General features: G+C 38.4%; 18 protein-coding genes. 11 read left to right on the plus strand and 7 right to left on the minus strand.

All coding sequences use genetic code 11. From position 1 onward, the window contains the following. The first annotated feature begins 237 nt into the window (after positions 1 to 237). Positions 238 to 1,998, plus strand: a complete 1,761-nt coding sequence (locus EV200_RS21345; protein ID WP_132536450.1) for a S8 family peptidase — start codon at positions 238 to 240, stop codon at positions 1,996 to 1,998. Between the two features lie 2 nt (positions 1,999 to 2,000). Here the strand turns inward: EV200_RS21345 and EV200_RS21350 are convergent, their stop codons facing one another. Genes EV200_RS21350 through EV200_RS21360 form a run of 3 tightly spaced genes read right to left on the minus strand, consistent with a single transcriptional unit; the run spans position 2,001 to position 4,899 of the window. After that, positions 2,001 to 2,786 carry a polysaccharide deacetylase family protein gene (locus tag EV200_RS21350; RefSeq protein ID WP_132536452.1) on the minus strand — a complete coding sequence of 262 codons (786 nt, stop codon included), beginning with the start codon at positions 2,784 to 2,786 and terminating at the stop codon, positions 2,001 to 2,003. After that, complete coding sequence (locus EV200_RS21355; protein ID WP_132536454.1) at positions 2,786 to 3,718, minus strand: glycosyltransferase family 2 protein; 933 nt, start codon at positions 3,716 to 3,718, stop codon at positions 2,786 to 2,788. The genes EV200_RS21350 and EV200_RS21355 overlap by 1 nt, the downstream gene beginning before the upstream one ends. Further along, positions 3,715 to 4,899 carry a glycosyltransferase family 87 protein gene (locus EV200_RS21360; RefSeq protein WP_132536456.1) on the minus strand — a complete coding sequence of 395 codons (1,185 nt, stop codon included), beginning with the start codon at positions 4,897 to 4,899 and terminating at the stop codon, positions 3,715 to 3,717. Before EV200_RS21360 ends, EV200_RS21355 begins: the two co-directional genes overlap by 4 nt. Positions 4,900 to 5,084: 185 nt before the next feature. Here EV200_RS21360 and EV200_RS21365 point away from each other — a divergent pair, with 185 nt between their 5' ends. Beyond that, entirely contained in the window at positions 5,085 to 5,279 is a 195-nt protein-coding gene (locus EV200_RS21365) for a hypothetical protein (protein WP_132536458.1), read from the plus strand. Positions 5,280 to 5,480: 201 nt separating this feature from the next. Further along, positions 5,481 to 8,246, plus strand: coding sequence for a DUF5695 domain-containing protein (locus EV200_RS21370; protein ID WP_132536460.1), 2,766 nt, complete (start codon positions 5,481 to 5,483; stop codon positions 8,244 to 8,246). An 11-nt stretch (positions 8,247 to 8,257) separates the two neighbouring features. Here the strand turns inward: EV200_RS21370 and EV200_RS21930 are convergent, their stop codons facing one another. Both EV200_RS21930 and EV200_RS21375 read right to left on the minus strand, forming a co-directional pair. Beyond that, the gene (locus EV200_RS21930; RefSeq protein WP_188754137.1) at positions 8,258 to 8,419 is read right to left on the minus strand and encodes a hypothetical protein; all 162 of its coding nucleotides are present in this window, start codon (positions 8,417 to 8,419) and stop codon (positions 8,258 to 8,260) included. A 152-nt stretch (positions 8,420 to 8,571) separates the two neighbouring features. Then, a complete protein-coding gene (locus EV200_RS21375; RefSeq protein ID WP_132536462.1) occupies positions 8,572 to 10,935 on the minus strand; it encodes a glycoside hydrolase family 127 protein in 2,364 nt (787 codons plus the stop codon). Positions 10,936 to 11,201: 266 nt separating this feature from the next. Here EV200_RS21375 and EV200_RS21380 point away from each other — a divergent pair, with 266 nt between their 5' ends. From EV200_RS21380 to EV200_RS21415, 8 genes are all read left to right on the plus strand, one after another. Beyond that, complete coding sequence (locus EV200_RS21380) at positions 11,202 to 12,875, plus strand: M1 family metallopeptidase (protein WP_132536464.1); 1,674 nt, start codon at positions 11,202 to 11,204, stop codon at positions 12,873 to 12,875. A 198-nt stretch (positions 12,876 to 13,073) separates the two neighbouring features. Beyond that, entirely contained in the window at positions 13,074 to 13,991 is a 918-nt protein-coding gene (locus EV200_RS21385) for a dihydrodipicolinate synthase family protein (protein WP_132536466.1), read from the plus strand. Between the two features lie 12 nt (positions 13,992 to 14,003). Then, on the plus strand, positions 14,004 to 15,587 hold the full coding sequence (locus tag EV200_RS21390) for an aldehyde dehydrogenase (NADP(+)) (RefSeq protein WP_132536468.1): 1,584 nt from the start codon (positions 14,004 to 14,006) through the stop codon (positions 15,585 to 15,587). Next, complete coding sequence (locus tag EV200_RS21395; RefSeq protein ID WP_132536470.1) at positions 15,584 to 16,585, plus strand: 4-hydroxyproline epimerase; 1,002 nt, start codon at positions 15,584 to 15,586, stop codon at positions 16,583 to 16,585. The genes EV200_RS21390 and EV200_RS21395 overlap by 4 nt, the downstream gene beginning before the upstream one ends. 31 nt (positions 16,586 to 16,616) lie before the next feature. Then, positions 16,617 to 17,858: an NAD(P)/FAD-dependent oxidoreductase gene (locus EV200_RS21400; protein ID WP_132536472.1), complete on the plus strand. Its 1,242-nt coding sequence runs from the start codon at positions 16,617 to 16,619 to the stop codon at positions 17,856 to 17,858. A gap of 1,021 nt (positions 17,859 to 18,879) precedes the next feature. Next, a complete protein-coding gene (locus EV200_RS21405) occupies positions 18,880 to 19,782 on the plus strand; it encodes an AraC family transcriptional regulator (protein WP_132536474.1) in 903 nt (300 codons plus the stop codon). Between the two features lie 230 nt (positions 19,783 to 20,012). Continuing rightward, positions 20,013 to 21,428 (plus strand): APC family permease, encoded by a 1,416-nt coding sequence (locus tag EV200_RS21410; protein WP_132536476.1) that lies wholly within the window; start codon positions 20,013 to 20,015, stop codon positions 21,426 to 21,428. A 216-nt stretch (positions 21,429 to 21,644) separates the two neighbouring features. Further along, complete coding sequence (locus EV200_RS21415; RefSeq protein ID WP_229676896.1) at positions 21,645 to 23,936, plus strand: S9 family peptidase; 2,292 nt, start codon at positions 21,645 to 21,647, stop codon at positions 23,934 to 23,936. Positions 23,937 to 24,368: 432 nt separating this feature from the next. Here the strand turns inward: EV200_RS21415 and EV200_RS21420 are convergent, their stop codons facing one another. Both EV200_RS21420 and EV200_RS21425 read right to left on the minus strand, forming a co-directional pair. Then, entirely contained in the window at positions 24,369 to 25,304 is a 936-nt protein-coding gene (locus EV200_RS21420; protein ID WP_188754136.1) for a glycoside hydrolase, read from the minus strand. Between the two features lie 14 nt (positions 25,305 to 25,318). After that, entirely contained in the window at positions 25,319 to 26,755 is a 1,437-nt protein-coding gene (locus EV200_RS21425) for a POT family MFS transporter (RefSeq protein ID WP_132536478.1), read from the minus strand. Positions 26,756 to 26,770: the final 15 nt, after the last annotated feature.

Genomic DNA, 26,770 nt, shown 5'->3' on the forward strand with positions numbered 1-26,770 from the left:
TATGCACTAACTGTCTTCAATAAACATGATGGAAACAGAAATCCTTTTTGTTAAACGAAAATTCTATTTTAAGATTAACCCTAACCAAAAGATTGAAGTGTACAGCAGGACTGAAGCAGCCAAGCGATGCTGGCTTTCATTTCATAATGATTCATTTCTCTTCCTGTTAAAAAATGTAAATTCATTAAATGTCCATATAATAAATCCGTATTATTGTACCATTACGTATTTCATCACATGACTAATCTCTGCCAAAGAAAATTATTTCCGCTTATTTTTTTTATTCTTATTCAAATTGGTGCTTTCGCACAGAATAAAAATGTAAAACTTCCTGCCAATTGGTTTAATTTAGATTTAGCTGAAAATGGTTATTTTGGAATTAGTACAGAGAAAGCTTATCGTAATCTTTTGAAAGGTAAAAAACCAAAAGAAAATATTATAGTAGCTGTAATTGATGGTGGAACAGATATTAATCATCCTGATTTGAAGTCTGTTTTGTGGGTTAATCAAAAAGAAATTCCGGGAAATGGTATTGATGATGATGGAAATGGTTACATCGATGATATTCATGGCTGGAATTTCATTGGTTCTAAAAAGGGTAATCTGGAATTTGATAATCTGGAACTGATTAGACTTTTGAGAATCTATACACCAAAATATCAGTCAACTACCAATCTGACGCCTCTTGATAGTAATCAAAAAGAAGAATTTAGGCTTTACAAAAAAATGGTTGGTGATTTTGGAAAAAAGTATGAAGATGCTAGCAATACATTTTCTGTACTTGTTGCCATTAACAAGGTTTTAGATTCTGTTGCTACTATAAATCATAAGCAAATTCCAACTTATGAAGATATAGAAAAATATAAAGCTGATGATGAAACAGAAGAGCAGATTAAAACCATCATTCGAAAGGGATCAAAAGAAGATGGTGGCTTCGACAAATTCTATAAAAGCATAAAAGATGGTTACAAACAATATGATGCCATGTTAAAGTACAATCTAAACCCTAAATATGATAAAAGGGCAGAATTAGTAGGAGATGATTATGCCAATAGTAATGATAGAATATATGGTAATGCAGATGTAAAAGGTCCGGATGCAATGCATGGAACACATGTAGCTGGGATTATAGGTGCCGATCGCAACAACGGTTTGGGTATTTTAGGAGTAGCCAATCATGTGCGTATTATGCCGATTAGGGTTGTGCCAACAGGCGATGAAAGGGATAAGGATGTGGCTAATGGAATCAGGTATGCCGTAGATAATGGTGCCAGGGTAATTAACATGAGCTTTGGAAAGGCTTATAAGTGGGGCAAAAAAGTTGTTGATGAAGCGGTAAAATATGCTGAATTTAAAGGCGTATTGCTGGTTCATGCTGCTGGTAATGATAATCAAAATAATGATATTGAAGAAAATTACCCTAATAAATATTACGATAGTCCTGAAGCTGAAGCATACAAATTGGCACATCGCAAACCTGTGAAACCAGATTTTACACCGCCAAAGTCTATGGGACAAAATACGATGGGCATGAGGCCTCCAATGGGTATTGCTGTTCCGAAACAAGTTCCGCTTGATTCTGCGAAATTTAGGTTACCAAGTGCTTCCAATTGGATTGAAGTTGGTGCCAGTGCATATAAAGATGATGAGACACTTAAGGCTGATTTTTCAAATTACGGGAAATATAGTGTTGATGTTTTTGCACCAGGCTTTTTAATCAATTCTACTATTCCAGATGGTAAATACGAAGATCTTGATGGTACGAGTATGGCTTCGCCAGTGGTATCTGGTTTGGCCGCTCTAATTTTGAGTTATTACCCTCAACTGAAACCTGCTCAGGTAAGGGAAATTATCATGAAATCTGTTTCTAAAGTAAACCATAAGATTAAATATAAAAACGAAAAAGGTGAGAATACCAGAATGCTATTTAATGAAATTTGCGTTAGTGGGGGCATAGTTAATGCTTACAATGCCTTAAAATTAGCTGAAACGTATTGATATTAATTGGCCTTAGTTTTCGTACTAATAAATTCCTGAAAGGTAGCAAATGAATATTTTTTGTATTTCATCCAGGTAATCAGGCTATCCATTCTTTTGATCATTTTTTGACCTGTATTTTTTCTGATATAAGCCGGAAAGCCGAATCTTTCTACATCATTTAGATCAGTAAATTCCCATGGATGAAAATAAATATTTAAGTATTGATCTTTTTGATAAGTCCAGCCAGCTAAGAACTTGTAGATACCTAAGGGTAGATTATGAAAAGAAAGCCAGAATAGGGGAAACCTTATAAATGGACTAACAGAAGCTGGAATTTGTAATACATTCTGCTTGGTAAAAAAGGTTCTGGAGATATTGAAATTATTATATCGGCCAGGTAAGTAAGTTGGATTAATAGATGTATTATAGGTATAACCAGCCTTTTCTATTTCTTTTTCATCGACGGGCATCATACGGGCCATGCGGTAACCCGTAATTTCTTTTCCTGAGAGTTCCTGTAATCTGAGTTTAGATTGAAGCAAATGTTCTAGTTTGAAATCAGAGTGATAATAGCCATGTGAAGCCAACTCATGTCCGCTCTTTGTAATGCGTTCAATTAAATCTGGAATATTTTCTGCGAAAGTAACGGTACAGAAAAATGTTGCTTTAATCTGGTGTTTATCCAGTAAATCCAAAATGGCTATTGTACCTGCTCTGGAAATAGAAATCTGGTCTGCAAATGAAATATCCTTGCCATATTCAAAGGGCATATCAAATTCTTCAATATCAAAACTTAATAGCACCATTATTTTTGAGGGATATTGGTTGAACGGATAATATAATTTGGACGATTTTTAGTTTGCATAAACATTTTACCCACGTAAATACCAATGATCCCTAAAATAATCAACTGCAAACCACCGAAAAATACAATGGTCATAATCATAGATGCCCAACCGGAAACTTCAACATGATTGACGAATGCGTAAATTACATAGGGAATATATAAAACAGACGCTAATGATAAAATAAAGCCTAAGTAAACAGCTGAATATAATGGTTTTATACTGAAGGAGGTAACGCCATGAAGCGCCAGTCGCATCATTTTTTTTATGGTGTACTTACTTGTTCCTGAAAAACGTGCTGCCGGGTGATACTTAATCGCATATTGCTTAAAGCCCAACCACTTTACCAAACCGCGAAGAAAAGGTTCATTTTCCTGAAAATTCCTGAATACATTCACCACTTTTTGATCCAGTAAACGGAAATCTGCAGCTCCTGGTTCAAGGTCAATGTCTGATAGCCAATTCAATATTTTGTAAAAAAGATTAGATGAGCTTCTTTTTCCTTTAGAAAGGTTTTTATCTTCTGCTCGGATGGTGTAAACCACTTCAAAACCCGCTTCCCACTTTTTAAGCATTTCAGGAATTAGCTCTGGCGGATGCTGCATATCGCAATCCATTGAGATGACACAGTCGCCGAAAGCGTGATCCATACCAGCTTTTACTGCAAGTTGATGCCCAAAATTTCTACTAAATTCCAGGAAGAAAATGTTTTCTGCAGTAGAGGAGTATTCCTTAATTTTTTCTAGCGTATGGTCTGCACTTCCATCATCTACCAGAATGATTTCATAATTGTAATTGATCGTGGAGAAAACGTTTTTAATACTTTCAGAAATAACAAAAATATTATCAGCTTCATTATAAGCTGGTATGACTATAGAAACTAATTTCTTCATTTATCAGCAATCAAATACGATTCAAAATCTTCTTTCATCATTTGGTAAATAATTGCAAACCAAATGATCATGCAAGGTAGGGCTTTGAGTGAATATAGACGAATAAATTCTTTTACAGCTCTTGGGAATAGATCCGTTGGTGATAAGCTGGTTAAGCAAAATGCAAATACAAATAAGGCAATTACCCATTTACTTTTAGGAGTTTGCTGAACTATAAACCAGACCGCCACCCCCGCAAAGGCAATAATATAAGTCGGCGATTCAGATCCACTGCTAAAGATCACAGTAAATATTAATGTAGATGCCAATAGCATTAAGCGAAAGGCAAGATGTTTATATTGGCTGATTCTTAAATATGGCAAAGCGAAAAGGATTAATCCACCAAGTAAAAAGGGCATATTAGGAATATTTACGTTACCACTTATTCTTCTTGCCATACCCATAACCGAAATATCCTGAAAGGAAGTAAGTGAAGCATTCGAGGTGTTTTTATGCACAAGGGAATGAAACCAATTTAGGTAAGATTGCATAACGAAGGCAGGCGAAGAAATGGCCATGGGTAATATGAAGAGCAAAAACATGGCTAGCACTCCTGACAAAATGAACTTTACTTTATACTGGGTAAAGAAGAAAAATGCCAAACCCACAATGCCATATAGTTTCACAAATGTGCCTAAAGCAATAAAAAAAGCGGATTTAATTTCTTGCTTTTTTATTAAATAAGAAAAGCTAAGCAATATAAATCCAGTTAAAGCGATGTTGAACTGAAAACTGAATAATGCCGTGAGTGTTTCATGTGCACAAATCCAGGCAATAACTGTTCTTTTATTCAGCGAAAGAGGTAAACTGTAAATGCCCCAAAGTAAAACCAAAACATTTGCAATGTTCCATAAAATCATGCCTAAGCCATTGGGCAACCAGGCAAAAGGAGCAATGAGTAGTGAAAAGATGATTCCATAATGATTACTATCGCCATATTCTGCATAATTGTTATACAAATTCTGCAAATCAATCGTATGCAAATAAACGTATTTGAAAATAAGGTAATTATTAAATGAATGGTGAAGGTATTGTTTCGTGCCGGCAATAATAGCCAATATCACATATATGCCAATAACACACTGTTTCTTTTGTAAAAGGGCAAAAATTTTGGTAAAGGTTGAGTTTTTTACTGTGCTCATATGATTAGTGCGCAAATATAATCAATTTAACGATCGATTTTTGGGTGTCATTTAAGTTCAGTGATCAATGGCCATATTTTTTTTGCTGCAGTGTATTAGAAATAATTATAATTACTTATCTTGGTGAATAGAATTAATAAAAACATGATAAAGTAGTTATCGTTCATTAACATTAAACAGCAAACATGGCAACTTTTGTAATTTCTTATTCTGGTCTTTTTGAAGATGAAAAATATAATCACACAGATGGTAGGCATGCGATGAGAACTGTTCAAAATGAAGTTCTTGGTGATCATAAACTGAACGAAGTAAAAGACGAAAAAGAAGTTTATACATCCAAATCATTTTTAAAATCATTGATTCAGAAAATTTTCAAATAGCATTATTGTAGAATGGATTGACTGGATATTCCTTAACTCGACCGATTCTCATTGAAATTACTAATTTCCGATATTACCAATCACCATAATTAAGCTTATACTTTACCGATCTTGCCCAAATTGTCAGATCAGTTTTCCTTTATTTCTTTAAAGACTATTTTTGATTGACTATACTAATCATAGTTTTTAATGTTTATCATCATGAATACAACACTTGAAATATCTATAAGGAATAAAAGGCCATTATCCTCAGCTTTAACCTTTTTTATCATGCTCTTTTTCTACGCAGGTGTTGTCAATGCACAATCACCCTGGATTAGTTTAGGCAAAAAACCTTCCACATTAGGTTTAGAAAAAGGCTATCTCTCTTTAAATGCCGGTGCATTTAATTTAAAACTGGTTAAATCAGCTCAAACTGTGGCAGGATTACAGCCAAAAAATGTTAAAGATTTTGATTTTGTGCCCAGTGATAGCTTGAAAGTTAGAAGCTCAGATGGACTTTACCACCTGGGTGATCTTAACTTGAAAATTAGAGAAGAAAATAGCAAAGACTGGACAAGCTACAGCACTGCTGCCAAAAGGATGCCAGTGAAAGCGTTAGCGATGGGCAATAAAGTACTGGCATCGGCAGATCTTGCCGCTACTTTGCCTGCAAGTATTCCCTTACAAATCATTCGAAGTTGGGAAATGAGTGATGGAAAGCTAATCTTGAAATTTTCATTAAGAAACAAAACAGCTCAAAACATAGAAATTGGTGCTTTGGGAATACCCATGATTTTTGATAATATTCTTGAAGGCCGAACATTGGAGCAAACCCATGCTAAAAATGTTTTTTACGATCCCTACATTGGTAGAGATGCAGGTTATTTGCAAGTAACCAGATTAAGCGGTCATGCACCATCATTATTAGTTTTGCCTTTTGGAAAAACGCCATTTGAAGCTTACAACCCTTTAAATGATGACCGTACGCCCAGAGGAATTGCCTTTGAAGGTTTTTATGAGTGGATGATTTATAGCAAGGCTTATGCGGAGAATGAATGGAAAAACGCAGATCAATGGAATGTACCTACATCTACCAGCTTAAAGCCCAATGAAACCAGAACGTTTGGACTCCAGTTTATCTTATCTGGTACGGCAAGGGATATGGAGCAAAAACTGATTGAAAATAAACGGCCAGTAGCAGTTTCTGTTCCGGGTTATGTGCTGCCAAGAGATGTAGATGCTAAGTTGTTCATTAAATACGGCAGTAAAATTAAATCAATTACGGCCTATCCTGAAAAATCAATGGTGATTAAGGCTATTGGCACGACCAAAAATGGTTGGAAAAGTTATGCTGTTAATGGCATTACCTGGGGTAGATCGAGACTCACCATTTTATATGAAGATGGTTTAGAGCAGACAGTAAATTATAAAATTATAGAGCCCGAGGCTAATGTTATCGCTAGTTATGGAAATTTCTTAACTACAAAACAATGGTTCGATCAACCTCATGATCACTTTAAACGTTCGCCATCAGTGATTACCTATGATAATGAAGAACAGAAACAAGTGGTACAGGATAATCGTGCATGGATTGCCGGCCTGAGTGATGAAGGGGGAGCTGGCTCCTGGCTCGGGGCCATCATGAAGCAACTCGTTCATCCTGAAAAAGCTGAAATAGATAAGCTGCAAAAATTTATAGATACCGTGATGTTTGGAAATATCCAGCTTAAAAACGGTGCGCAAAAATATGGCGTAAAAAAGAGTTTGTTTTTTTATGAACCAGATTCGATGCCTAAAAATACTTATTCCAATACCATAAATTTTAAAACCTGGTCTGCCTGGCCTAAAAAAGAAGCTGATAATCTGGGCCGTTCGTATAATTATCCGCACGTTGCAGCTGCACACTGGATCATGTATCGTCTGGCTCGAAATTATAAGGACCTGGTGAACCAATCCACCTGGAAAGAACATCTTATTGATGCTGCTGAAACAGGAATGGCCATGGTAAACATTGCGCCTTATTATGCACAATTCGGACAAATGGAAGGAACCATTTTTTACCTTATCCTTACTGATCTGAAAAATGAAGGCTTAACTGAAGAAGCTGCTAAGTTGGAACTGGAAATGAAAAAACGTGCTGATCATTGGAAATCACTCGAATATCCTTTCGGTAGCGAAATGCCTTGGGATTCTACCGGGCAGGAAGAGGTTTATGTATGGTCGAATTATTTTGGTTATAATGATAAGGCAAAAGTAACACTTGATGCCATTTTAGCGTATATGCCGGTTATTCCTCATTGGGCATACAATGGAAATGCCCGCCGTTACTGGGATTTTTTATATGGAGGTAAATTGCAGCGTATTGAAAGGATGATCCATCATTATGGTTCCGCCTTAAATGCCATTCCGGTGTTAATGGATTACCGTAAAAATCCCACTGATTTTTATCTGTTACGTGCTGGTTATGGTGGCTTAATGGGCTCCATTTCTAATATCACCAAAGATGGATTTGCACCTGCAGCATTCCATGCTTATCCATCTACGTTAAAGAATGATGGCATTACAGGAGATTATGGCTCTGGCTTTTTTGGTTATGCAGTAAATACCTCATCGTATGTGCTGTTGCATCCAGAATTTGGCTGGCTGGCTTTCGGTGGGAACTTGAAGAAGGCGAAACATATTATTGATATTAAACTTACTACTGCCGCAAAATCATCGGTTTATTTAGCTCCAATTGGACTATGGATTTCACTTGATGCCGGTAAAATAGCATCCGTAAAATATAATTCCTTAACTGGCGAAGTAAAGCTGAATTTAGAAAAGGCAGATCAGTATACGCCAACTGCCATCATCAGAATTGCTCAGCCTGCTAAAATATCAGGTGTAGGTACTTATGAAATAAAGTCTGTAAGCACGAAAGAACGTGGAGCGAGTTTCGTTAATCTTTCTCCAACCGGAACTACAGAGGTGCTGATTCAAAAATAACTTTAACCTAATTATCTATTTGAAAGCCCTGTTCTCACAGGGCTTTCTTTTTTTCTGATATCTTGAAAGGTTTGTTCTAAAATATTTGCCAAACGGAGTTGGATAATAATTTTCTGCTTTTTACACCCCAGGCTGCGACCATCCATCTGAAAAAAGGGAATTAAGATTGCCATTCCCCTCTTTGGAGGGGTGCCCGAAGGGCGGGGTGGTTAAAAACAAAAATATCCAGTCTATATAGTATTCTAAAGTATATTCTTAATCGAACTCCTATGTTTACCCTGTAAAAGTAGATATCAAAAGTGCAATTAGTTTGTTGCTGTGTTTATCATTTTTCTTTAATCACTCTGATGCTGTAAACCGGGCCAGCACTATTCTTTGCTTTTGGAGATAGTTTGACCGTTACCTTAGTTTTACCTTTGCTTAGTTCAAGCGGAATTTTATAGGAAATTTCATAGAAGCGACTTTCTTTATATCGGTTTAAATCTTCGGTTGCAATGTTTACGTTGTCGACCAAAATATCAAAGTTTCTTCCCCGGTTATCCATTCCCCAATAAGATGCGATAATGGTATTTTGTGCATTCGGATCTACTTTAACATCAAACTGAATGAAACCCTCTTCACCAGCCATACGCCACTTGCTGCCATGTTCTTCACCCATTGATTCTTTAGCTGCCGTAAAATTGTGGTCACGTTCTGGTTGCATCTCACCAAATCTGAAAACATCTAGCGTTTTATCTTCTAGTTCTTTTTGTTTACGTTTTTGTTCGTCGTAAATTTTCTGCTGCACTGCCCATTTTTCCGGGGTAAATACATCCCAATAAACACTATAAAACTGATTTTTAGTTTGATAGAATGGAATCATGGTTACATCCTGTGGCTGTGCTATATTTTTTGTGTGGAATTTCAATTCGGACTGATCCACAACATTTAACCATTCCTTAGGATCTTTATTTGCACTTACAAATACCGGAACACCTTTAATCGGATCGGGTTCCGTAGTCCCCAAAACTCCGGCAAGCAATACAGGTCCAAAAAATACGGCCCTACGATCTGTATTATCTGGCATGGCCTCAGTGTATAATTTTTCTGGCGTTACATAGCTGATCTTATCGTCGTTTTTCCATTTTCGGGTTATCACATAATATCCGGTTTGATCAGGTGTAATTTTTTGTAGTTCACCATTCACGGCTATAGTTGTTTCCGTTGACCATTTGGGCTTTCTTACCCGAATAGAGAAGGTAGATGCTTTTGTTAACTTGAGGGTGAGTGTGGTTTGGTCTCCCTGTGGTAAAGCTGTTTGTTGCGTTAAGGTTAGGCCTCTTTCTTTCCAGTTTAATACTGATGGAATGAAAAGGTTCACATATAAACTGCCATCGTCTCCTCTCGAATAAATACTTTCATTGTATTTTACATGATTTTCCATGCCCGTGCCTACGCAGCAGGTAAAGGTATTAAACTGATCACTGTATTCTTTTTTACCCCCCATGCGTAATGGAACAAAATAACACATCATGCCATCATCGTGATTTTGTGAGGCCAAGATGTGGTTATAAAGAGCTTTTTCATAATAATCAAATAATTCTGCTGATGGGTTTTCTGCAAAAAGGTGTCCCGTTAGTTTCAGCATGTTATAAGTATTACAGGTTTCCGTTGTATTTTCTGTTAGCTTATCATTTAATTTATTGGGTTCGCTTAAATATTCATAATTGCTGTTCCCCCCGGTAGCATAAGAATGGTGGTAAACAATCGTTTTCCAGAAGAAATCTGCAATTGCCTGATCATTTTGATCACCCGTAATTTCATGCCTTCTAGCACTGGCGATAATTTTTGGGATTTGAGTATTGGAATGTTTTCCAGGTAAGATATCCTGTTGTTTAGCCAAAGGATCAAGAATGCGCTTATCATAAAATTTGTAAGATAAGTCCAGGTATTTTTTCTCACCAGTAATGGCATAAAGGTTAACCAATGTTTCGGCCATTCCGCCATATTCACAGAAAAGCATTTTTTGTAAAAGCTCATCATTCAGTTTGCTAATGATATTTTGGGTCCAATCTGCCAGATCAATGGAAGCGCTGAGGGCTTTTTTATTGCCTGTGTAAAAATAGGCATCTAAAAGCCCTGCCATAATTTTATGAACGGTATACCAAGGAGACCAGCCACCATTCAGATCAAAGCCACCCGTTTTGACATTCCCCTTCGCCAGTTCACCCCAAATTTTATCTTCGTTACCGAAAGCACCCAGATAACCACTTTTTCTTGCTTTCTGACAGGCTACAAGTTCATCAATAATATAATTTACTTTGGCTAAAACCGCCGGATCTTTTGTGGAAGCATATTGCATGGATATGGCCGATAAATAATGTCCTAAGGAATGCCCTGCCAAACCATCACCTTCCCAGCCGCCATAAATTTTGCCTTTAGGCTCAAGCCCTGCATTTTTTCTGAAACCAGATAACAGGCGATCCGGATCAATTACTGCCAGATAGCATTCATCAGCTAGCATAGCGGTTTTAAAAGTGCTTTCCAACAAACTTACCTGCGACAAATCAAAAGCATATGCTTTAATTGGTGTGCTGTTTTTAACTTTTATACGGCTATCATTAAATTGTGGAAAGTAATTTTGTGCTTTGATATCTGCAACGCCTAAAAATGCTACGATGAGCAAGCATTTGATAATAATCTTATTCATGATGGTGGAGGTTTTTATCTAATCAATAAAATTAAACAAAAGGTACTGCTTACAAATCACTATAATTTGCCAGTATTGAGCATATTTTAACCCTATTTTAAAGATTTAAGTAATTTAAGGTGATTATGATACTACAGCAATTGCCATTAATTGTCTGATTCATCCCGTATTTTATCCGATTCTACTAAAAATTCCTGATTGATCAACACATTGGTCATCTTCGTGTAGCGTAAATATCAACCGCATAAACTGTTTAGTTTTTTACGATGAAAAATTCAATTATTATTTTTTTTCTCTTTGTTATTCTATATTCTCCTGCGGCATTTCCTCAGGTAAAAGCACCATCCTACACTTTAGCCGATACCCTTAGGGGAAGCCTGAATGCAGAAAGAACCTGGTGGGATGTACAACGGTATGAGCTTGCTTTCAAACCTGATTACGGTAATAAAAGCATATCGGGAGCCAACGAAATTATTTATAAGGTAGTGCAACCCAATGATGGAAAAATCCGCATGCAAATTGATCTTCAGGAGCCACTGGTAATTGATAGCATCTGGTATAATAAACAATCGAAGCTTAAATTTGAGCATGTAGGGAGTGTTTGGTATGCACATGTTCCTGGCCAGAAAATAAAAACGGTTAACCGTCTAAAGATCTTCTATCATGGAAATGTACATCAGGCAAAACGTGCGCCCTGGGATGGAGGTTTCATTTTCACGACTGATTCTCTGTCGAGGCCATGGATGACTGTTGCCTGCCAGGGTTTAGGTGCATCAGTTTGGTATCCTAATAAAGACCATCAAAGTGACGAACCAGATTTAGGTGCTTCCTTGACGATGACCATTCCTGATACACTTGTGGGCATCGGTAATGGCAGACTGGTTTTTAAAAAAAACAATCATGATGGTACGGTAACCTATAAATATAATGTGGTTAACCCCATCAGCAATTATTGCATCATTCCCTACATTGGTAAATATGTTAATTTCAAGGAGCAGTATGCAGGTGAAAAAGGAAAACTTGATTTAAATTACTGGGTATTGGATTATAACTTGAACAAAGCCAGAAATTATATGCCAGACCAGGTTCATAAAATGATGAAAAGCTTTGAACATTGGTTTGGTCCTTATCCGTTCTATGAAGATGGCTATCAGCTCATCGATGCCTCACATACCGGGATGGAACATCAGTCAGCAGTTTCTTATGGCAATAAATATAAGTTTGGTTATTTAGGCCGGGATATGTCTGGCAATGGCTGGGGGCTAAAGTGGGATTTTATCATCATTCACGAAAGCGGCCATGAATGGTTCGGCAATAACATTACTACCAAAGATCTTGCGGATATGTGGGTACATGAAGGATTCACCAATTATAGCGAAACCCTGTTTGTAGATTATAATTTTGGAACTAATGCTGGCAATGAATATAATTATGGCATCAGAAAGGGTATTCGAAATGATCAGCCGATTATTCCGCCTTATGGTGTGAATGCTCAAGGTAGCGGAGATATGTACCCCAAAGGCGGCAATATGCTGCATTCCATCAGGCATAGTTTAGATAATGATGAACTTTTCAGATCAATCTTAAGAGGGTTGAATAAAGTCTTCTATCACCAAACGGTAACAAGCGCTCAGGTAGAAGCTTATATTTCCAAGCAAGCTGGTTATTCTTATTCAAAAGTTTTTGATCAGTATTTAAGAACTACGCAAGTACCTGTATTCGAATACTACATCAAAAACAATGAAGTATTTTATCGTTACACCAACTGTGTTGATGGATTTAATTTGCCGCTAATCCTTAAAAAAGACGGTGTTAAAACTTTAAAAATTATTCCAACACCAACCTGGGCGCACAGTAAGTTATTACAAGGGGAAGAATCTTTGCTTGAAAAAACAGCGATTGAATTCATGTATTATTTACAGGTTAAAGCTGGCAGTTAGATTTTAACCTAAATAGGTCTATTTATAGTTGGTATCGGTTAAAATCCAATAATTGTAGCCTGAAGCTATGGCGTAACTTTGGATATAAGATGAAGATTGTAATAGAAAAACATCCTGCAGGCTCTATAGCTTATGGAACATCTCATTGGGCAATCTTAGTAATTTTTTGAAAAATATATTTATAAAATTAATAGTAAAATGGCAATAAAATGGACAGGGGTTTTCCCGGCTGTAACCACAAAATTTACAGCAAATGATGAATTAGACTTTGCAGCTTTTGATTTAAACGTCGAAGCCCAACTGGAAGCAGGTGCAAAGGGTATTATTCTTGGCGGATCACTTGGTGAAGCCAGCGTATTAACAGATGAAGAGAAATTCGGATTATTATCGCACACTTTAGAAGTGGTGAACGGCCGTGTGCCTGTTTTACTAAACATATCAGAATCTACTACAAAAAAAGGAATTGAAGTAGCTAAAAAGGCAGAATCTCTTGGTGCGCAAGGATTAATGTTATTGCCTCCGATGCGTTATTATGCATCACCAGATGAAACACTGGCGTTTTTTGGCGCTATTGCTGAATCAACTTCATTACCGATTATGATTTACAACAATCCTGTTGATTATAAAATTGAAGTAACACTGGATATGTTTGAGGTGTTGACAAAATATCCAAATGTACAGGCCATTAAAGAATCTACCAGAGATGTTTCTAACGTAACGAGATTAATTAATCGCTTTGGCGATCGTTTCAAAATCTTCACTGGTGTAGATCCATTAGCGATGGAGAGTATTGTAATGGGTGCCGATGGATGGGTGGCTGGTTTAGTTGATGCCTTTCCAAGAGAAACCGTTGCGATTTTCAATTTGATTAAAGAAAACCGCATTGCTGAAGCCTTAACGATTTACCGTTGGTTTTTGCCTGTGTTAGAATTGGATATTCATCCAAAACTTGTTCAGTATATTAAACTTGCTGAAGTGGCTACGGGCTTAGGAACTGAAGCTGTGAGAGCGCCACGTTTAGCCCTTGAAGGTGCAGAAAGAGAAAAAGTATTAAAAATTATTAACGACGCACTAGCTGTTCGTCCAGAATTACCTTCAGGAAGCTGGGGTAAATAACATCAACCAAATATGAACGGAAAAAATATAGTGGCCAGTGCTTATAAAGAAGCCGTTGAACTTAACCTTAAAGCAGTAAATCCGGCAACGGGTTTATTGCTGGAGGGTGAATTTTGTAAGGCAAGTGAACAGGAAATCAATGAGGCTTTAGTTTCGGCTACCGAATCATTTGAAATCTATAGAAATATCCATAAAGATAAAAAAGCCGCATTTTTAAATGCCATTGCTGATGAAATCGCTGCCATTGGAGAAGATTTAGTGACTCGTGCATCAGCCGAGAGCGGTTTGCCATTACCAAGATTACAAGGTGAATTGGGCAGAACAACTGGTCAATTGAGGCTTTTTGCCAATCTGGTAGCAGAAGGTTCATGGGTTGATGCCATTATTGATACCGCTTTACCAGAAAGACAACCTTTACCAAGATCAGATATTCGCCGGATGCTAATTCCTATGGGTCCGGTGGTGGTATTTGGTGCCAGTAATTTTCCTTTAGCTTTTTCAGTGGCGGGTGGCGATACGGCTTCGGCCTTAGCTGCTGGTTGCCCTGTTATAGTTAAAGCACACCCTGCACATTATGGTGCCAGTGCATTAGTAGGTGAGGCCATTATTAAAGCAGTTGAAAAAACAGGTATGCCTAAAGGTGTATTTTCTTTGCTTTATGATGATGGCTATCAAGTAGGTACCGCTTTGGTATTACATCCGCTTACAAAGGCAGTAACATTTACAGGCTCTTACCATGGCGGGATGGCGCTGATTAATCTGGCGCAACAACGGGCACAACCTATTCCGGTATTTGCTGAAATGGGAAGTATTAACCCTGTTATATTTCTGCCAGAGGCTATAGAAAATCAGGCTGAAGAACTCGCTAAAAAATATGCGGCCTCTATTACTTTGGGTGCAGGACAGTTTTGTACTAATCCAGGTTTAATGTTGGCCATCGCATCGCCAGATCTTGAAAAATTTAAGCAAGCCATAGCCACTGCAATTTCGCTGGTTCCATCTGCAACCATGCTCACCGAAGGAATTGCAAAAAATTATACTAAACTTTCAGGTAACATCATCGCTGAAAATGGCATTGAACTACTTGCAGTTTCTGAGGTAAAAAACACAGCGTTACAAAATCAGTCTGAAGCTAAAGTAGCGCAGGTAGATGCTGTAAGTTTCATTAAAAATCCAAAATTACAGGAAGAAATCTTCGGTCCGTATTCACTTTTAGTGGTAGCTAAGGATAAGCAGGAGTTGGAGGAAGTAATCGCGGTATTGCAAGGTCAGTTAACGGTAACGATTATGGCTGATAAAAATGAACTTAGTCAATATCAGTCCCTCATTCATAAATTAACAGATAAAACTGGTCGTATTATTCTTAATGGCGTACCCACTGGTGTAGAAGTTTGTGCAGCCATGCAACATGGTGGGCCATTTCCGGCAACAAACGACAGCCGGTTTACCTCAGTAGGTTCTACTGCAATTTATCGTTTTGTAAGACCGCTTGCCTATCAGGATTGGGACCAAGATCTTTTGCCAGATGAGCTGAAAGATGGTAATCCTTTGGGTATTTTTAGAATGGTAGACCAGCAATTTACGAAAGACATATGAGTAAAACCTTTTTTTGTGTAGACGCACATACTTGTGGAAATCCGGTAAGGTTAGTGGCAGGCGGCGGACCACAGCTGGTGGGCGCCAATATGAGTGAAAAACGGCAGCACTTTTTAAGGGAGTTTGATTGGATCAGAACAGGGTTGATGTTCGAGCCCCGCGGTCATGATATGATGTCGGGCAGTATCCTTTATCCACCTCATGATCCTCAAAATGATGTGGCTGTTCTCTTCATCGAAACCAGTGGTTGCCTGCCCATGTGTGGCCATGGAACCATTGGTACCATTACGATTGCGATTGAAGAAGGCCTGATTCAGCCGAAAATACCAGGTGTAATCAGAATGGAAGCACCAGCAGGTTTAGTCCAGATTGAATACAAGCAAGAAGGAAAAAAAGTAAAATCTGTTAAGTTAAAAAACGTAGCATCTTATCTGGCAGCTGAAAATTTAGAAATTGAATGTCCGGATTTAGGAACACTTACTTTTGATGTTGCTTACGGTGGTAATTTCTATGCGATTGTTGATCCACAAGCCAATTTTCCAGGTTTAGAAAATTATACAGCATCGCAACTGATTACCTGGAGTCAGACGATCAGAAAGCGCATCAATGAGAAATATACATTTGTTCATCCGCAAGATTCGACTATTAACGGCTGTAGCCACGTGTTATGGACAGGAACGACTTTAGATCCAACTTCGACCGCCAGAAATGCAGTTTTTTATGGTGATAAAGCCATCGATCGTTCACCTTGTGGTACAGGCACATCTGCCCGCATGGCACAATGGTATGCAAAAGGAAAACTCAAAAAAGGAGAAGATTTTATCCATGAAAGTTTTATCGGCAGCAAGTTTACCGGAAGGGTAGAAGAAGAAATTGAATTGGCAGGCTTTAAAGCCATTATTCCAAGTGTAGAAGGTTGGGCAAAGGTTTTTGGCTATAATACGATAAAGATTGATGCAGAGGATGATCCTTATGCATATGGTTTTCAGGTAATTTAGTGGGTGATTTTTATAGGATTAGGAAAATACAATGTCGAAAGTATTAATTATAGGAGGAGGAATTGTTGGACTTACGTCGGCATATTATCTTCAAAAAAAAGGATTTGAAGTAACCGTTCTGGATAAAGGCGATTTAAGCGATAATTGCTCATTTGGAAACGCAGGTATGATTGTACCCAGTCATTTTATTCCATTGGCTGCGCCTGGAATGTTGAGTAAGGGGATCCGCTGGATGTTTAATAGTAAAAGTCCGTTTTATGTTCGTCCATCTTTAAATCCAAGCCTTATTGGCTGGGGGCTGAAGTTTATGAAGCATGCTACAGAAAAGCATGTCACTCAATCTGCAGAACCCCTTCGTGATTTATCATTACTGAGCAAAAAACTTTACGAAGATTTATCAAAAGAACCTGGTTTCAATTTTGAACTCACCAATAATGGCATTTTAGCTTTCTACAAAACTGAACAAGCTGGTGAAGAAGAAGCGCATCTGGCTGATAAGGCCAAAGCTCTAGGATTGGATATGGCCGTTTTAAGTGCAACAGAGTGCAAGGCACTGCAACCAAATTTAAATCTTGATGTACTCGGCGCTGTGCATTACCGATGCGATGCACACCTTTATCCTGGCAAACTGATGAGTGCACTGCTCACCTATCTTAAAGCGAATGGCGTTTCCATTGTGAGCGGCAAGGAAGTTGATAAAATTGAATCTGACGGGAAAAATATCACAAAGGTTTTTACGGGTGATCAGGCTTGGGAGGCCGATCAATATGTGATTGCAACAGGATCATGGTCTCCTGCTGTAGCAAAAATGGCCGATTTAAGAATTTCGTTAATGCCTGGTAAAGGTTATTCTTTTATGGAGCCAGAACCGCAAAACCGCTTAACTATTCCGGCTTTACTTTGCGAAGCGAGGGTAGCCATTACGCCAATGAATGGTAGTATTCGTTATGGTGGAACAATGGAGCTGGACAAGATTAATACCAATATAAATATGCAGCGGGTTAAAGGAATTGTAGAATCTGTGCCTAAATATTTTCCTGATTTGAATCCTTCGCTTCCGAATGAAAAAGAGATCTGGTATGGATTCAGGCCATCATCACCTGATGGATTACCTTATATTGGACGTAGTGACCAAAGAAAAAATCTCATTATTGCTACTGGGCACGGGATGATGGGCCTAAGCCTTGGCCCCGCCACGGGTTTACTGGTTAGTCAGATTATTGCTGAAGAAAAACTGGAAATGGCGGTGGAATCATTTTCCGCTAATAGATAATGGAATCATTTTTAGGTAGAGCTTTAAACTGGTCGTAGCGTCCCGTTACGACCTAAAAGCTATGGCTCTGGCTTTCCTCGGCTACCGATGAAAAATCGGTGCAGATCGGCCGCCGAAGGGCTTCTTCTTTGTTCTTGATCACAAAGAAGCAAGAAATCAAGGCTTGGATCTGATGTCGGATAAACTCGTTGAAGCTTTATGGCGGCTTGTGCTGCCTTGGGTAGTGGTGGTTTGAAAGTTTTTGCAGCAGCTTTAACGTTTTCTCCTTCCATCATCTCCTAGGCCGGAGAGCAGGGTGGCAATAGCGGGGTTCCTCCCTCGCTGTCATTAGTAGCCTGTTGAATGGCTAATAAAAAAAATATCTTTAATGTTGTTTCGAAAAGCTACCATTGATGTAATTACTTATTGTTAAAAATCAATTAATTATAAAAGCGTCAGTTATATTGATTTTTATGAATAAATTATCCCTCTGTATACAGCTAGTGTTTATACCTATGCCTTAGTCACCATATGAAGCTAAACCACAGTTTCTCCGTTCTGCTCTTGGACCGGCATGGTCAATTTTTCGGGGTGGCACTGACCCAGCCAAACTACTGACATCCATAGAAAAATTGCGAGCCGGCAGTTTTGTTTCTTTTGCTGTCAAAAGAAAATAAGCCCGTCCGGCTAGGACAAAATGAAATCCTTTTAACTACGAAGGGTAAGGACATTTTAGTTCCTCGCTACAACTAGACGCAATAGCGATCGTATTAAAATTGGTTCGTACCTCAATGACGGAGATAAAATAAGCAGATTGCGGATTTATCACCCGCCTTTTATATACCTTTGAGATAGCATAAGTTAATTTTATTTGAATCTGCTATATCGGCCTACTTTCAAATTACTGAAAAACAAAAATTCCAGGTGCAGATTCATAGAATATTATCGCATTGTAGCAGGATTTTAACCTAATAAAGGTTTTTTTTAATTTTTACAGTTAATATCCTTATCTTCAATTATCAACAAATAACCAACCAACTACATGAAAGTATTGCCATTTACCATGCTTGTGCCTGATGACAAGAGTGTTATTTCTGAGCACATTGAATTACCCTATTTTTATCAATATCTGCACAGGCACGACGAATGGCAGATCACTTACATTGAAAGAGGAGAAGGAACGCTGATTGCCGGAAGTGATATGCATGCTTTCAGACCGGGAGATTTATTTGTAATTGGCGCAAAGCTTCCGCATCTTTTTAAAAGCAATCCTGAATATTTTGAGAGCAAGAGTGAACGCTCGATAGCAGCTTATTCTGTTTACTTCAATTCTGTAGGAACATTAGGTCCGCTGTTTTCTCTCCCGGAAATGAAATTAGCCAATGCCTTTTTAGGGAAAAATAAACACGGTTTTAAAGTGCCTTTTATTCATACAGAAGAAATTTTAAGTAAAATGGTAGCCGTTTATGAGGCTTCCGGAACGGATTTGCTTTTTGCTTTTGTTAAATTAATGGTGACCCTCCAGGCCATTGGCGATGATACCATTCCATTGTGTTCTGATTTATATTCTTCTAACGTTAGTGAAAATGAAGGAATGCGCCTCAGTAAGATCATTGGTTACATCACAGAAAATTATAATAGTCAAATTACCTTAGAAGATGTAGCGAATGTCGCTTTTATGACACCTCAGGCTTTCTGCAGGTATTTTAAAAAACATACGGGCCACACCTTTGTGTCCTTTTTAAATGAAGTCAGAATTAATGACGCCTGTAAAAGTTTGATCTCAGGAGAAAAAACCGACTGCATTTCAGGCGTAGCTTACAAGGCAGGATTCAATAGCATTACCAATTTCAACAGGGTATTTAAAAGTATTATCGGCCAATCGCCAAGGGCTTACATAGATACTTATAACATGGTAAGTAGGGTAAGCTACATGGGAGCTTAATTAGCTGGTTAAAAACTTTTCATCAACCTGAACTTGATTCATGAACTTTTTAAAAGGAAGTAACCAATTAATCCGTTGCCATTAATCTTAGGATTGTGGCATTCAGAATAAGATAGCTTTTTAATAGTAACATTTCTCAAAATTTTTCAATCATAAAAATATCTCTGGTTTTACACGGATTGGATGCATAATGTTCAATTATTAATCGTTAAAAAACCCTCAAATCACAAATGGAACAAGAAAACAGCCACTTTAAACCCTCACTAAAATTGTTGGATGCAACAATGTTAGTTGCCGGGAGCATGATTGGTTCTGGGATTTTTATTGTCAGTGCAGATATCACCCGCAATGTAGGTAGTGCTGGCTGGCTATTGGTGGTTTGGTTAATTACCGGTTTCATGACCCTTACCGCAGCTTTAAGTTATGGTGAACTAAGCGCAATGTTTCCAAAGGCAGGTGGTCAGTATATTTATTTAAAGGAAGCCTATAATCCACTTATTAGTTTTTTATATGGCTGGAGTTTTTTCACGGTAATACAAACCGCAACGATAGCAGCTGTTGGTGTGGCATTTGCCAAATTCACCGCTTATTTATTACCTGCATTCAGCGAAGATCTAGTTGCTTTAGATTTAGGTTTTCTTACCGTTTCACCAGCTCAGTTACTGGCTATAGGCGTCATTGTGTTTCTCACCTATGTAAACAGTAGAGGCGTTAATGCTGGGAAGGCTATTCAAACTACTTTTACCGTAGCAAAATTACTTAGCCTTTTTGGCTTGATTGTATTTGGTTTATTTTTTCTTGATAAAGGAATCTGGAAGGCAAACTGGGAAAACATGTGGCATTTAGGCTCGCTGTCATCTGATGGAAATATTTCACCTTATACTGCGCTGGCCGCTTTTGGTGCCATTGCTGCAGCCATGGTGGGATCAATCTTTAGTAGCGATTCCTGGCATAATGTTACTTTCATTGCAGGTGAAATTAAAAACCCGGCACGTAATATTGGTTTAAGCCTGGCTTTAGGGACCATCATTGTAACTGTACTTTATCTCTTAACCAATGTGATGTATACTGGTGTATTAAGTTTGCATGATATCGCCTATGCAGATAAAGATCGGGTGGCAGTTTCCGCAGCGAATCATATTTTCGGCACAGCCGGAACCATTACCATTGCTGTGATGATTATGGTTTCCACTTTTGGTTGTAATAATGGCCTGATTATGGCCGGCGCAAGGGTTTATTATTCCATGGGTAAAGATGGCTTATTTTTCAAAAAGGTAGCTGAACTTAACAAGAATTCCGTTCCAGGTTTTGGCTTATGGATTCAGTGTGTTTTTGCATGCTTATGGTGTCTGAGTGGAAAATATGGAGATCTGCTGGATATGATTTCATTTGTGGTGGTTGGATTTTACATGCTCACCATTTTTGGGATTTTTATCCTTCGTAAAAAGCGCCCTGATGCAGCACGGCCATATAAAGCTTTTGGTTATCCGGTTTTGCCCATCATTTACATTTTAATGGGTTTGGCTTTCTGCATTTTGCTCATCATTTTCAAACCTAAATTTACCTGGCCGGGATTAATCATCACCCTGATTGGGATTCCGGTATATTATCTCATTAAACGCGTTAATGAAGTTAAGGCAATATAAGTAGCTTCTAGCCTACGCTTGTTTTTCAACGAGCGTAAATATTCAGACGATTAAATCGTCTTTCTATAACTGCACTCGTTATAAACGAGTGCAAACTTACCGAGAAATAAAAGGAAAAGAAAGGAGTAAAGTAGGTTAAAATATTTGTGTTATGCATCAAAATACAAATGGAATTTAAGTGCTTGTTGAATTATATTTACAGCTTAACATTGCAAAATGAAAATGAATTCCCTGATCCAAAAATTAGCAGTCACCTCTTTTTTTACCATAACTTCTTTTACTGTTCTGGCTCAGCAAACTTCCTACGCACCCAGTGCCGCAGATATTGTTCAGGCCTATCAACGGGCAAATAAATTAGATACCGCTATCCGCAACATCCCCACCAATAATGATATTGTTCCATTTTGGAAAAAGGATGGATCAGCATTCTGGTACAAGAAAAATCTACCAGATAAAAACTGGGAATATATTTATGTTGATGCTGCTACCGGTAAACGTAAACCTGCATTTGATGCGCAGAAATTAGCGCAAAACCTGGAGCAGGTAAGTGGTAAAAAGCAATCTTCCATGCGTTTGGCGTTTTCCGAAATTTATTTTGAAGATCAAAATACCCTAAAGCTAAAAACTCAAAACCAATGGTATCAGGTAAATCTTTTAGATTACAGTGTTGTGCCTGCTATGGATACCATAATTTTCAGATCCAATTCCAAAAAGCCATTGCAGCAAAAGCACTCACGTTGGGAGGGGAGCAAAACCATTCGGCAATCTCCTGACGGAAAAAGCGAAATCGAAGTTCGTGGAGGTAATTTAATATTGATTGATGTGGCATCTAAAGCAGAAACGCCATTGAGTACAGATGGCTCTGCAGATAAACCTTATGGGAATATTGAATGGTCGCCTGATGGAAAAACGGTTGTGGCCTATAAAACTGATCCAAAAGAAATAAAGAAAGTTCACTACATTTTAAGTTCCGTTCCGGGAACTACAAGAGGCGAATTAAAGTCTCGGGAGTATGCACAACCCGGTGATGATTTTACTTCTTATCAGCCTTATGTTTTTAATTTAACGACTAAAAATTCAAAAAAAGTTGATGTAGAACCCACTGATTTTTTCGATCCGCAGCCGTTACATTGGCGCAACAACCGCTACTATACTTATGAAAAAGCAGATCGTGGTCACCAGCGGTTCAGGGTAATTGAAGTAGACGTGCAAACCGGGAAAACGAAAAACATCATTGATGAAAAAACCAAAACCTTCATTTACGAAAACAGAATTTATACCCGTTATCTGCCTAAAACAAACGAAATTCTATACACCAGTGAGCAAGATGGCTGGCAACATTTATATTTGGTGAATGGCATATCGGGCAAACAACAACTTATTACAAAGGGCAATTGGGTAGTTCGCGATATTGATAGCGTAGATATTTTAAAACGCCAGGTTTGGTTTAAAGCCAGCGGAATGAATAAGGGTGAAGATCCCTATTTTATTCATTATTACCGGATTGGTTTCGATGGAAAAGGATTGGTTAACCTCACGCCTGAAGAGGGAAACCATAACCTTACCTTTTCGCCAGATCGAAAATATTATCTAGACACTTATTCGCAGGTGAATATCCCGCCTGTTACTAAATTAAAACTTACTGCAAGTACAAAAGCTTTGCAAGAGATTGAGCATGGTGATGTTGCACCATTTTTAAACACAGGTGTGAAATTGCCAGAAGTTTTTGTAAGTAAGGGCCGGGATGGTGTGACCGATATCTGGGGCGTGGTTTGTATGCCTTCGAATATGGAACCTAATAAAACTTACCCGATTATCGAAAATATTTATGCGGGTCCGCAGGATAGTTTTGTGCCTAAAAGTTTTCTGCCAGCGAGTGAAATGCAAAGCCTGGCAGAACTGGGTTTCATTGTGGTGCAAATTGATGGCATGGGAACAGCTAACCGATCAAAAGCATTTCATGATGTTTGCTGGCATGACCTGGCTGATGCAGGTTTCGCAGACCGGATTTTATGGATGAAAGCCATGGCAAAAAAATACCCTAACGCCGATATCAATAAAATTGGTGTTTATGGAACATCTGCTGGCGGACAAAATTCTACCGGTGCTTTACTATTTCATCCTGAATTTTATAAAGCTGCGGTTTCAGCCTGTGGTTGTCATGATAACCGCATTGATAAACAATGGTGGAACGAACAATGGATGGGTTATCCGGTTGGCGAACATTATGGCGCACAATCAAACATTACCAATGCGGCAAAACTACAGGGAAATTTATTTTTAATTGTGGGCGAAGCTGATGAAAATGTTCCGCCAGAATCTACCTATCGTCTGGCTGATGCACTGATTAAAGCCAATAAAGATTTTGATATTTTAAGTATCCCCGGAATGGGCCACAGCGATGGTGGTGTTTACGGGCGAAGACGGAAAAGGGATTTCTTCATTAAACATTTATTAAATGCGGAGACGCCAAATGTGAATATGACTACCTCTAAATCTGATAAATAAACTGAAGAAGTTTATTGCGTTGGCCCCCTATCCGCCTATCGGCACCTTTCCCCTTAAAGGGAAAGTACCATGAAAATAATATTTATCGAAGCCCAAACACATATCGTAGAATCAAAACTCCCCTCCTTTTTTTAAGGAGGGGTGCCCGTAGGGTGGGGTGGTTAAATTTCGCAAGTCGTAAATTAACTTACGAAGTTTTAAAGGCCAGGAGAATGGTAGAACTTCGTCAGTTTGATCGGGAGCCCCCTATCCGCCTATCGGCACCTTTCCCCTGAAAGGGAAAGGGCGAAGAAAAATTAACTTACGAAGTTTCAAAGGCCAGGAGGGTGGTAGAACTTCGTCAGTTTGATCATGAATTTTGCTTCCTTTTTAGACTGACGAAGTTTCTCCTTCGCAAAAGCCAGCTAAACTTCTTAAGTCGTAGTTAACTCATTAATGTTTCACCGTAGGCCCTCCAAAAGGAATATTCTTTCCATAATAAACATCTGCTGGAATATGATGCCCTGCATAAACTTGTGATAGAATATGATATAGCGTTGGGTCATAAGCTTTCAAATCATCAGGAGATTGTACCTTAATGGTGCCATCATTAAATTCATAATTAGACCAAAACCACCACTGGCTGCCTTCTGCCCAATATTCGGCAACGGTATTAATAGCATACTGCCCTTTATACATTCCTTTTGCTTTCGCCGTTTCATAAGCCTTATTAATTTGCTTATAAAGCTTCGGATCAGCCTTGCCTAAGGCCGACATTACATTATGGCTCCATTCATGTACCATAATGTTTTCACCATAGTACTTCGTGCCGGGGAAACCCAAAAGATTTTCTTCTGCGCAGGAAGTTTGAATGCCGCCCATGCCTCGGGCACGCTGATTCCAATATCCCTTATCCGTTAAACTTGCTATTCCTCCTGGTTTATTGTAGTTTTCTCTTTCAGTCGACGTGAGTCTGCCGTCAGTGATGGCAGGTTTTTTCCAGTTGCTATATTCTGGTAAATCGGTTTGCATTTCAGACCATGCCATAATGGATAGGCGGGCTTTCATGCTCATCATCGCTTTGCGAATATCAGGTCTTTTAAGCAACATATAATTGATAATGTCCCGGGCAACCAATAAGGTTGCATCAGAAACCTTCGCAGATGAAACTACAGGAATACCGAACGCATCAGTATATTTCTCATAAAACTTTGGATAACCCAGGGAATCTGGCGGACGGGTAATCAGCAGTTGTTCGAGGTTGGTCACTAAAGGTTTTGAATTGCTGCTTTGTGCATGAGCATTGGTCGTACCCGTTTCAAAAAGTGCTGTAATGGTAAAAATAACCTTAAAAAAGTATCTTAGGCGCACATTAATTGGTTTGATCATATCACTTGTGTTGGTTAGGGTTGAATGGGTGTTAGATCACCTGTTTCCTGTCGCTCTTTGATTCTTGGTGAAACAAAAAGATAAATTACAATGAAAAAGCCAAGCAAACCAATAAAAAACCAATAATAATCTGCGCCTTTAAACTGTGCAAAGAAACCACCATTAGAAATGCTCCTGTTCACCAATGCTGTAAAAAGATTCCCTAATGCAGTGGTGAGCAGCCAGATTGCGATCATGGTACTTTTCATTGATTTACTGGCTTGCGTATAGGCATATTCCAGTCCGGTAATGGACACCAAAACCTCTGCCGCTGCAAGAATGGCATAAGCCAGAACCTGCCAGCCAATTGATGGACTTGCACCTCCATCAATGCTGGTTTGAATCAATGCAATAATGATAAAAGATACAGCGGTAAGAATAAGTCCGGCGCCTATTCTTCTTAATGGTGTGGTTTTTAAACCCCTTTTATCCAAAAATGGATAGAGCCAGTAATTAAATATGGGAATAAATACCAGCAGGAAAAATGGATTTACCGTTTGAATTTGTTCAGGAAGAAGGTTGATTCCAAGAATATGGCGGTCCATTTTTGTCGCCTGCAATACCCATTCCGATAAATTCTGGTCCCAAAGTGCCCAGAAAATTGGGATGAAAGCGAATACCGCCAGTACATTATAAACTGTTTTTACATCTTCTACCTTTTGGTGATCAAATTTATCTTTCGCCACATCCAGCAGCGATTGTTTTTTCTTTTTAGATCGCCAGTTAATCAATGCATAGACGGAAATGAATACAAAATTATTTTTATTCACACCAGATGGCGGAACATTGATGTAAGTTTTTCTACCCAAAAAGAAAATTACCGTGGCTAAAGCCATTAAAATTCCGGGGATTCCAAATGCCCATTTGGCACCATAACGGTCATATATTAGGGGAATCAGAATAGTTGACAATACAGATCCAGCATTGATGCTAAAGTAAAACCAACCATAAACTTTAGACATCAGGTGCTTGTTGCTTGCGGTAAACTGATCGCCAAGATTCGCCGAAACACATGATTTAATTCCTCCGGCACCTATGGCAATTAAAATTAATCCGTATTTAAATTTTTCCAGATCATGATCAAATAGCGCCAAACACAAATGGCCAATACAATAAACTATCGACACATAAATAATCACCTTATATTTCCCGAAAAACCAATCGGCTACCAGGCCACCTATAAAAGGAAGTGCATAGGCGAGCGACACAAAAAAGTGTGTGGTTTCATTCGCCTTCGCTTCAGCAGTAATTTGCAAAGCAGGATTGAGGGTAGGATTGAAAAAATGAAAAACCAGAAAAGTTGCCAGAATAGAGCGCATGCCGTAAAAACTAAATCGTTCAGCACCCTCATTGGCAATAATGTACCCGATACTTTTTGGGTAGCTGCTTCTTTTCGATTCCATTTTATCCATACGCTAATTTGGTGT

The sequence above is a fragment of the Pedobacter psychrotolerans genome (genome assembly GCF_004340665.1).
GTDB lineage: Bacteria > Bacteroidota > Bacteroidia > Sphingobacteriales > Sphingobacteriaceae > Pedobacter > Pedobacter psychrotolerans.

Coding starts and splice junctions, on each gene's coding strand:
- EV200_RS21420 (WP_188754136.1), bottom strand. CDS start 25,304: ATGATCAAACCAATTAATGTGCGCCTAAGATACTTTTTTAAGGTTATT.
- EV200_RS21390 (WP_132536468.1), top strand. CDS start 14,004: ATGAACGGAAAAAATATAGTGGCCAGTGCTTATAAAGAAGCCGTTGAA.
- EV200_RS21410 (WP_132536476.1), top strand. CDS start 20,013: ATGGAACAAGAAAACAGCCACTTTAAACCCTCACTAAAATTGTTGGAT.
- EV200_RS21365 (WP_132536458.1), top strand. CDS start 5,085: ATGGCAACTTTTGTAATTTCTTATTCTGGTCTTTTTGAAGATGAAAAA.
- EV200_RS21350 (WP_132536452.1), bottom strand. CDS start 2,786: ATGGTGCTATTAAGTTTTGATATTGAAGAATTTGATATGCCCTTTGAA.
- EV200_RS21395 (WP_132536470.1), top strand. CDS start 15,584: ATGAGTAAAACCTTTTTTTGTGTAGACGCACATACTTGTGGAAATCCG.
- EV200_RS21930 (WP_188754137.1), bottom strand. CDS start 8,419: ATGGCAATCTTAATTCCCTTTTTTCAGATGGATGGTCGCAGCCTGGGG.
- EV200_RS21425 (WP_132536478.1), bottom strand. CDS start 26,755: ATGGATAAAATGGAATCGAAAAGAAGCAGCTACCCAAAAAGTATCGGG.
- EV200_RS21360 (WP_132536456.1), bottom strand. CDS start 4,899: ATGAGCACAGTAAAAAACTCAACCTTTACCAAAATTTTTGCCCTTTTA.
- EV200_RS21385 (WP_132536466.1), top strand. CDS start 13,074: ATGGCAATAAAATGGACAGGGGTTTTCCCGGCTGTAACCACAAAATTT.
- EV200_RS21405 (WP_132536474.1), top strand. CDS start 18,880: ATGAAAGTATTGCCATTTACCATGCTTGTGCCTGATGACAAGAGTGTT.
- EV200_RS21370 (WP_132536460.1), top strand. CDS start 5,481: ATGAATACAACACTTGAAATATCTATAAGGAATAAAAGGCCATTATCC.
- EV200_RS21400 (WP_132536472.1), top strand. CDS start 16,617: ATGTCGAAAGTATTAATTATAGGAGGAGGAATTGTTGGACTTACGTCG.
- EV200_RS21415 (WP_229676896.1), top strand. CDS start 21,645: ATGAAAATGAATTCCCTGATCCAAAAATTAGCAGTCACCTCTTTTTTT.
- EV200_RS21375 (WP_132536462.1), bottom strand. CDS start 10,935: ATGAATAAGATTATTATCAAATGCTTGCTCATCGTAGCATTTTTAGGC.
- EV200_RS21355 (WP_132536454.1), bottom strand. CDS start 3,718: ATGAAGAAATTAGTTTCTATAGTCATACCAGCTTATAATGAAGCTGAT.
- EV200_RS21345 (WP_132536450.1), top strand. CDS start 238: ATGACTAATCTCTGCCAAAGAAAATTATTTCCGCTTATTTTTTTTATT.
- EV200_RS21380 (WP_132536464.1), top strand. CDS start 11,202: ATGAAAAATTCAATTATTATTTTTTTTCTCTTTGTTATTCTATATTCT.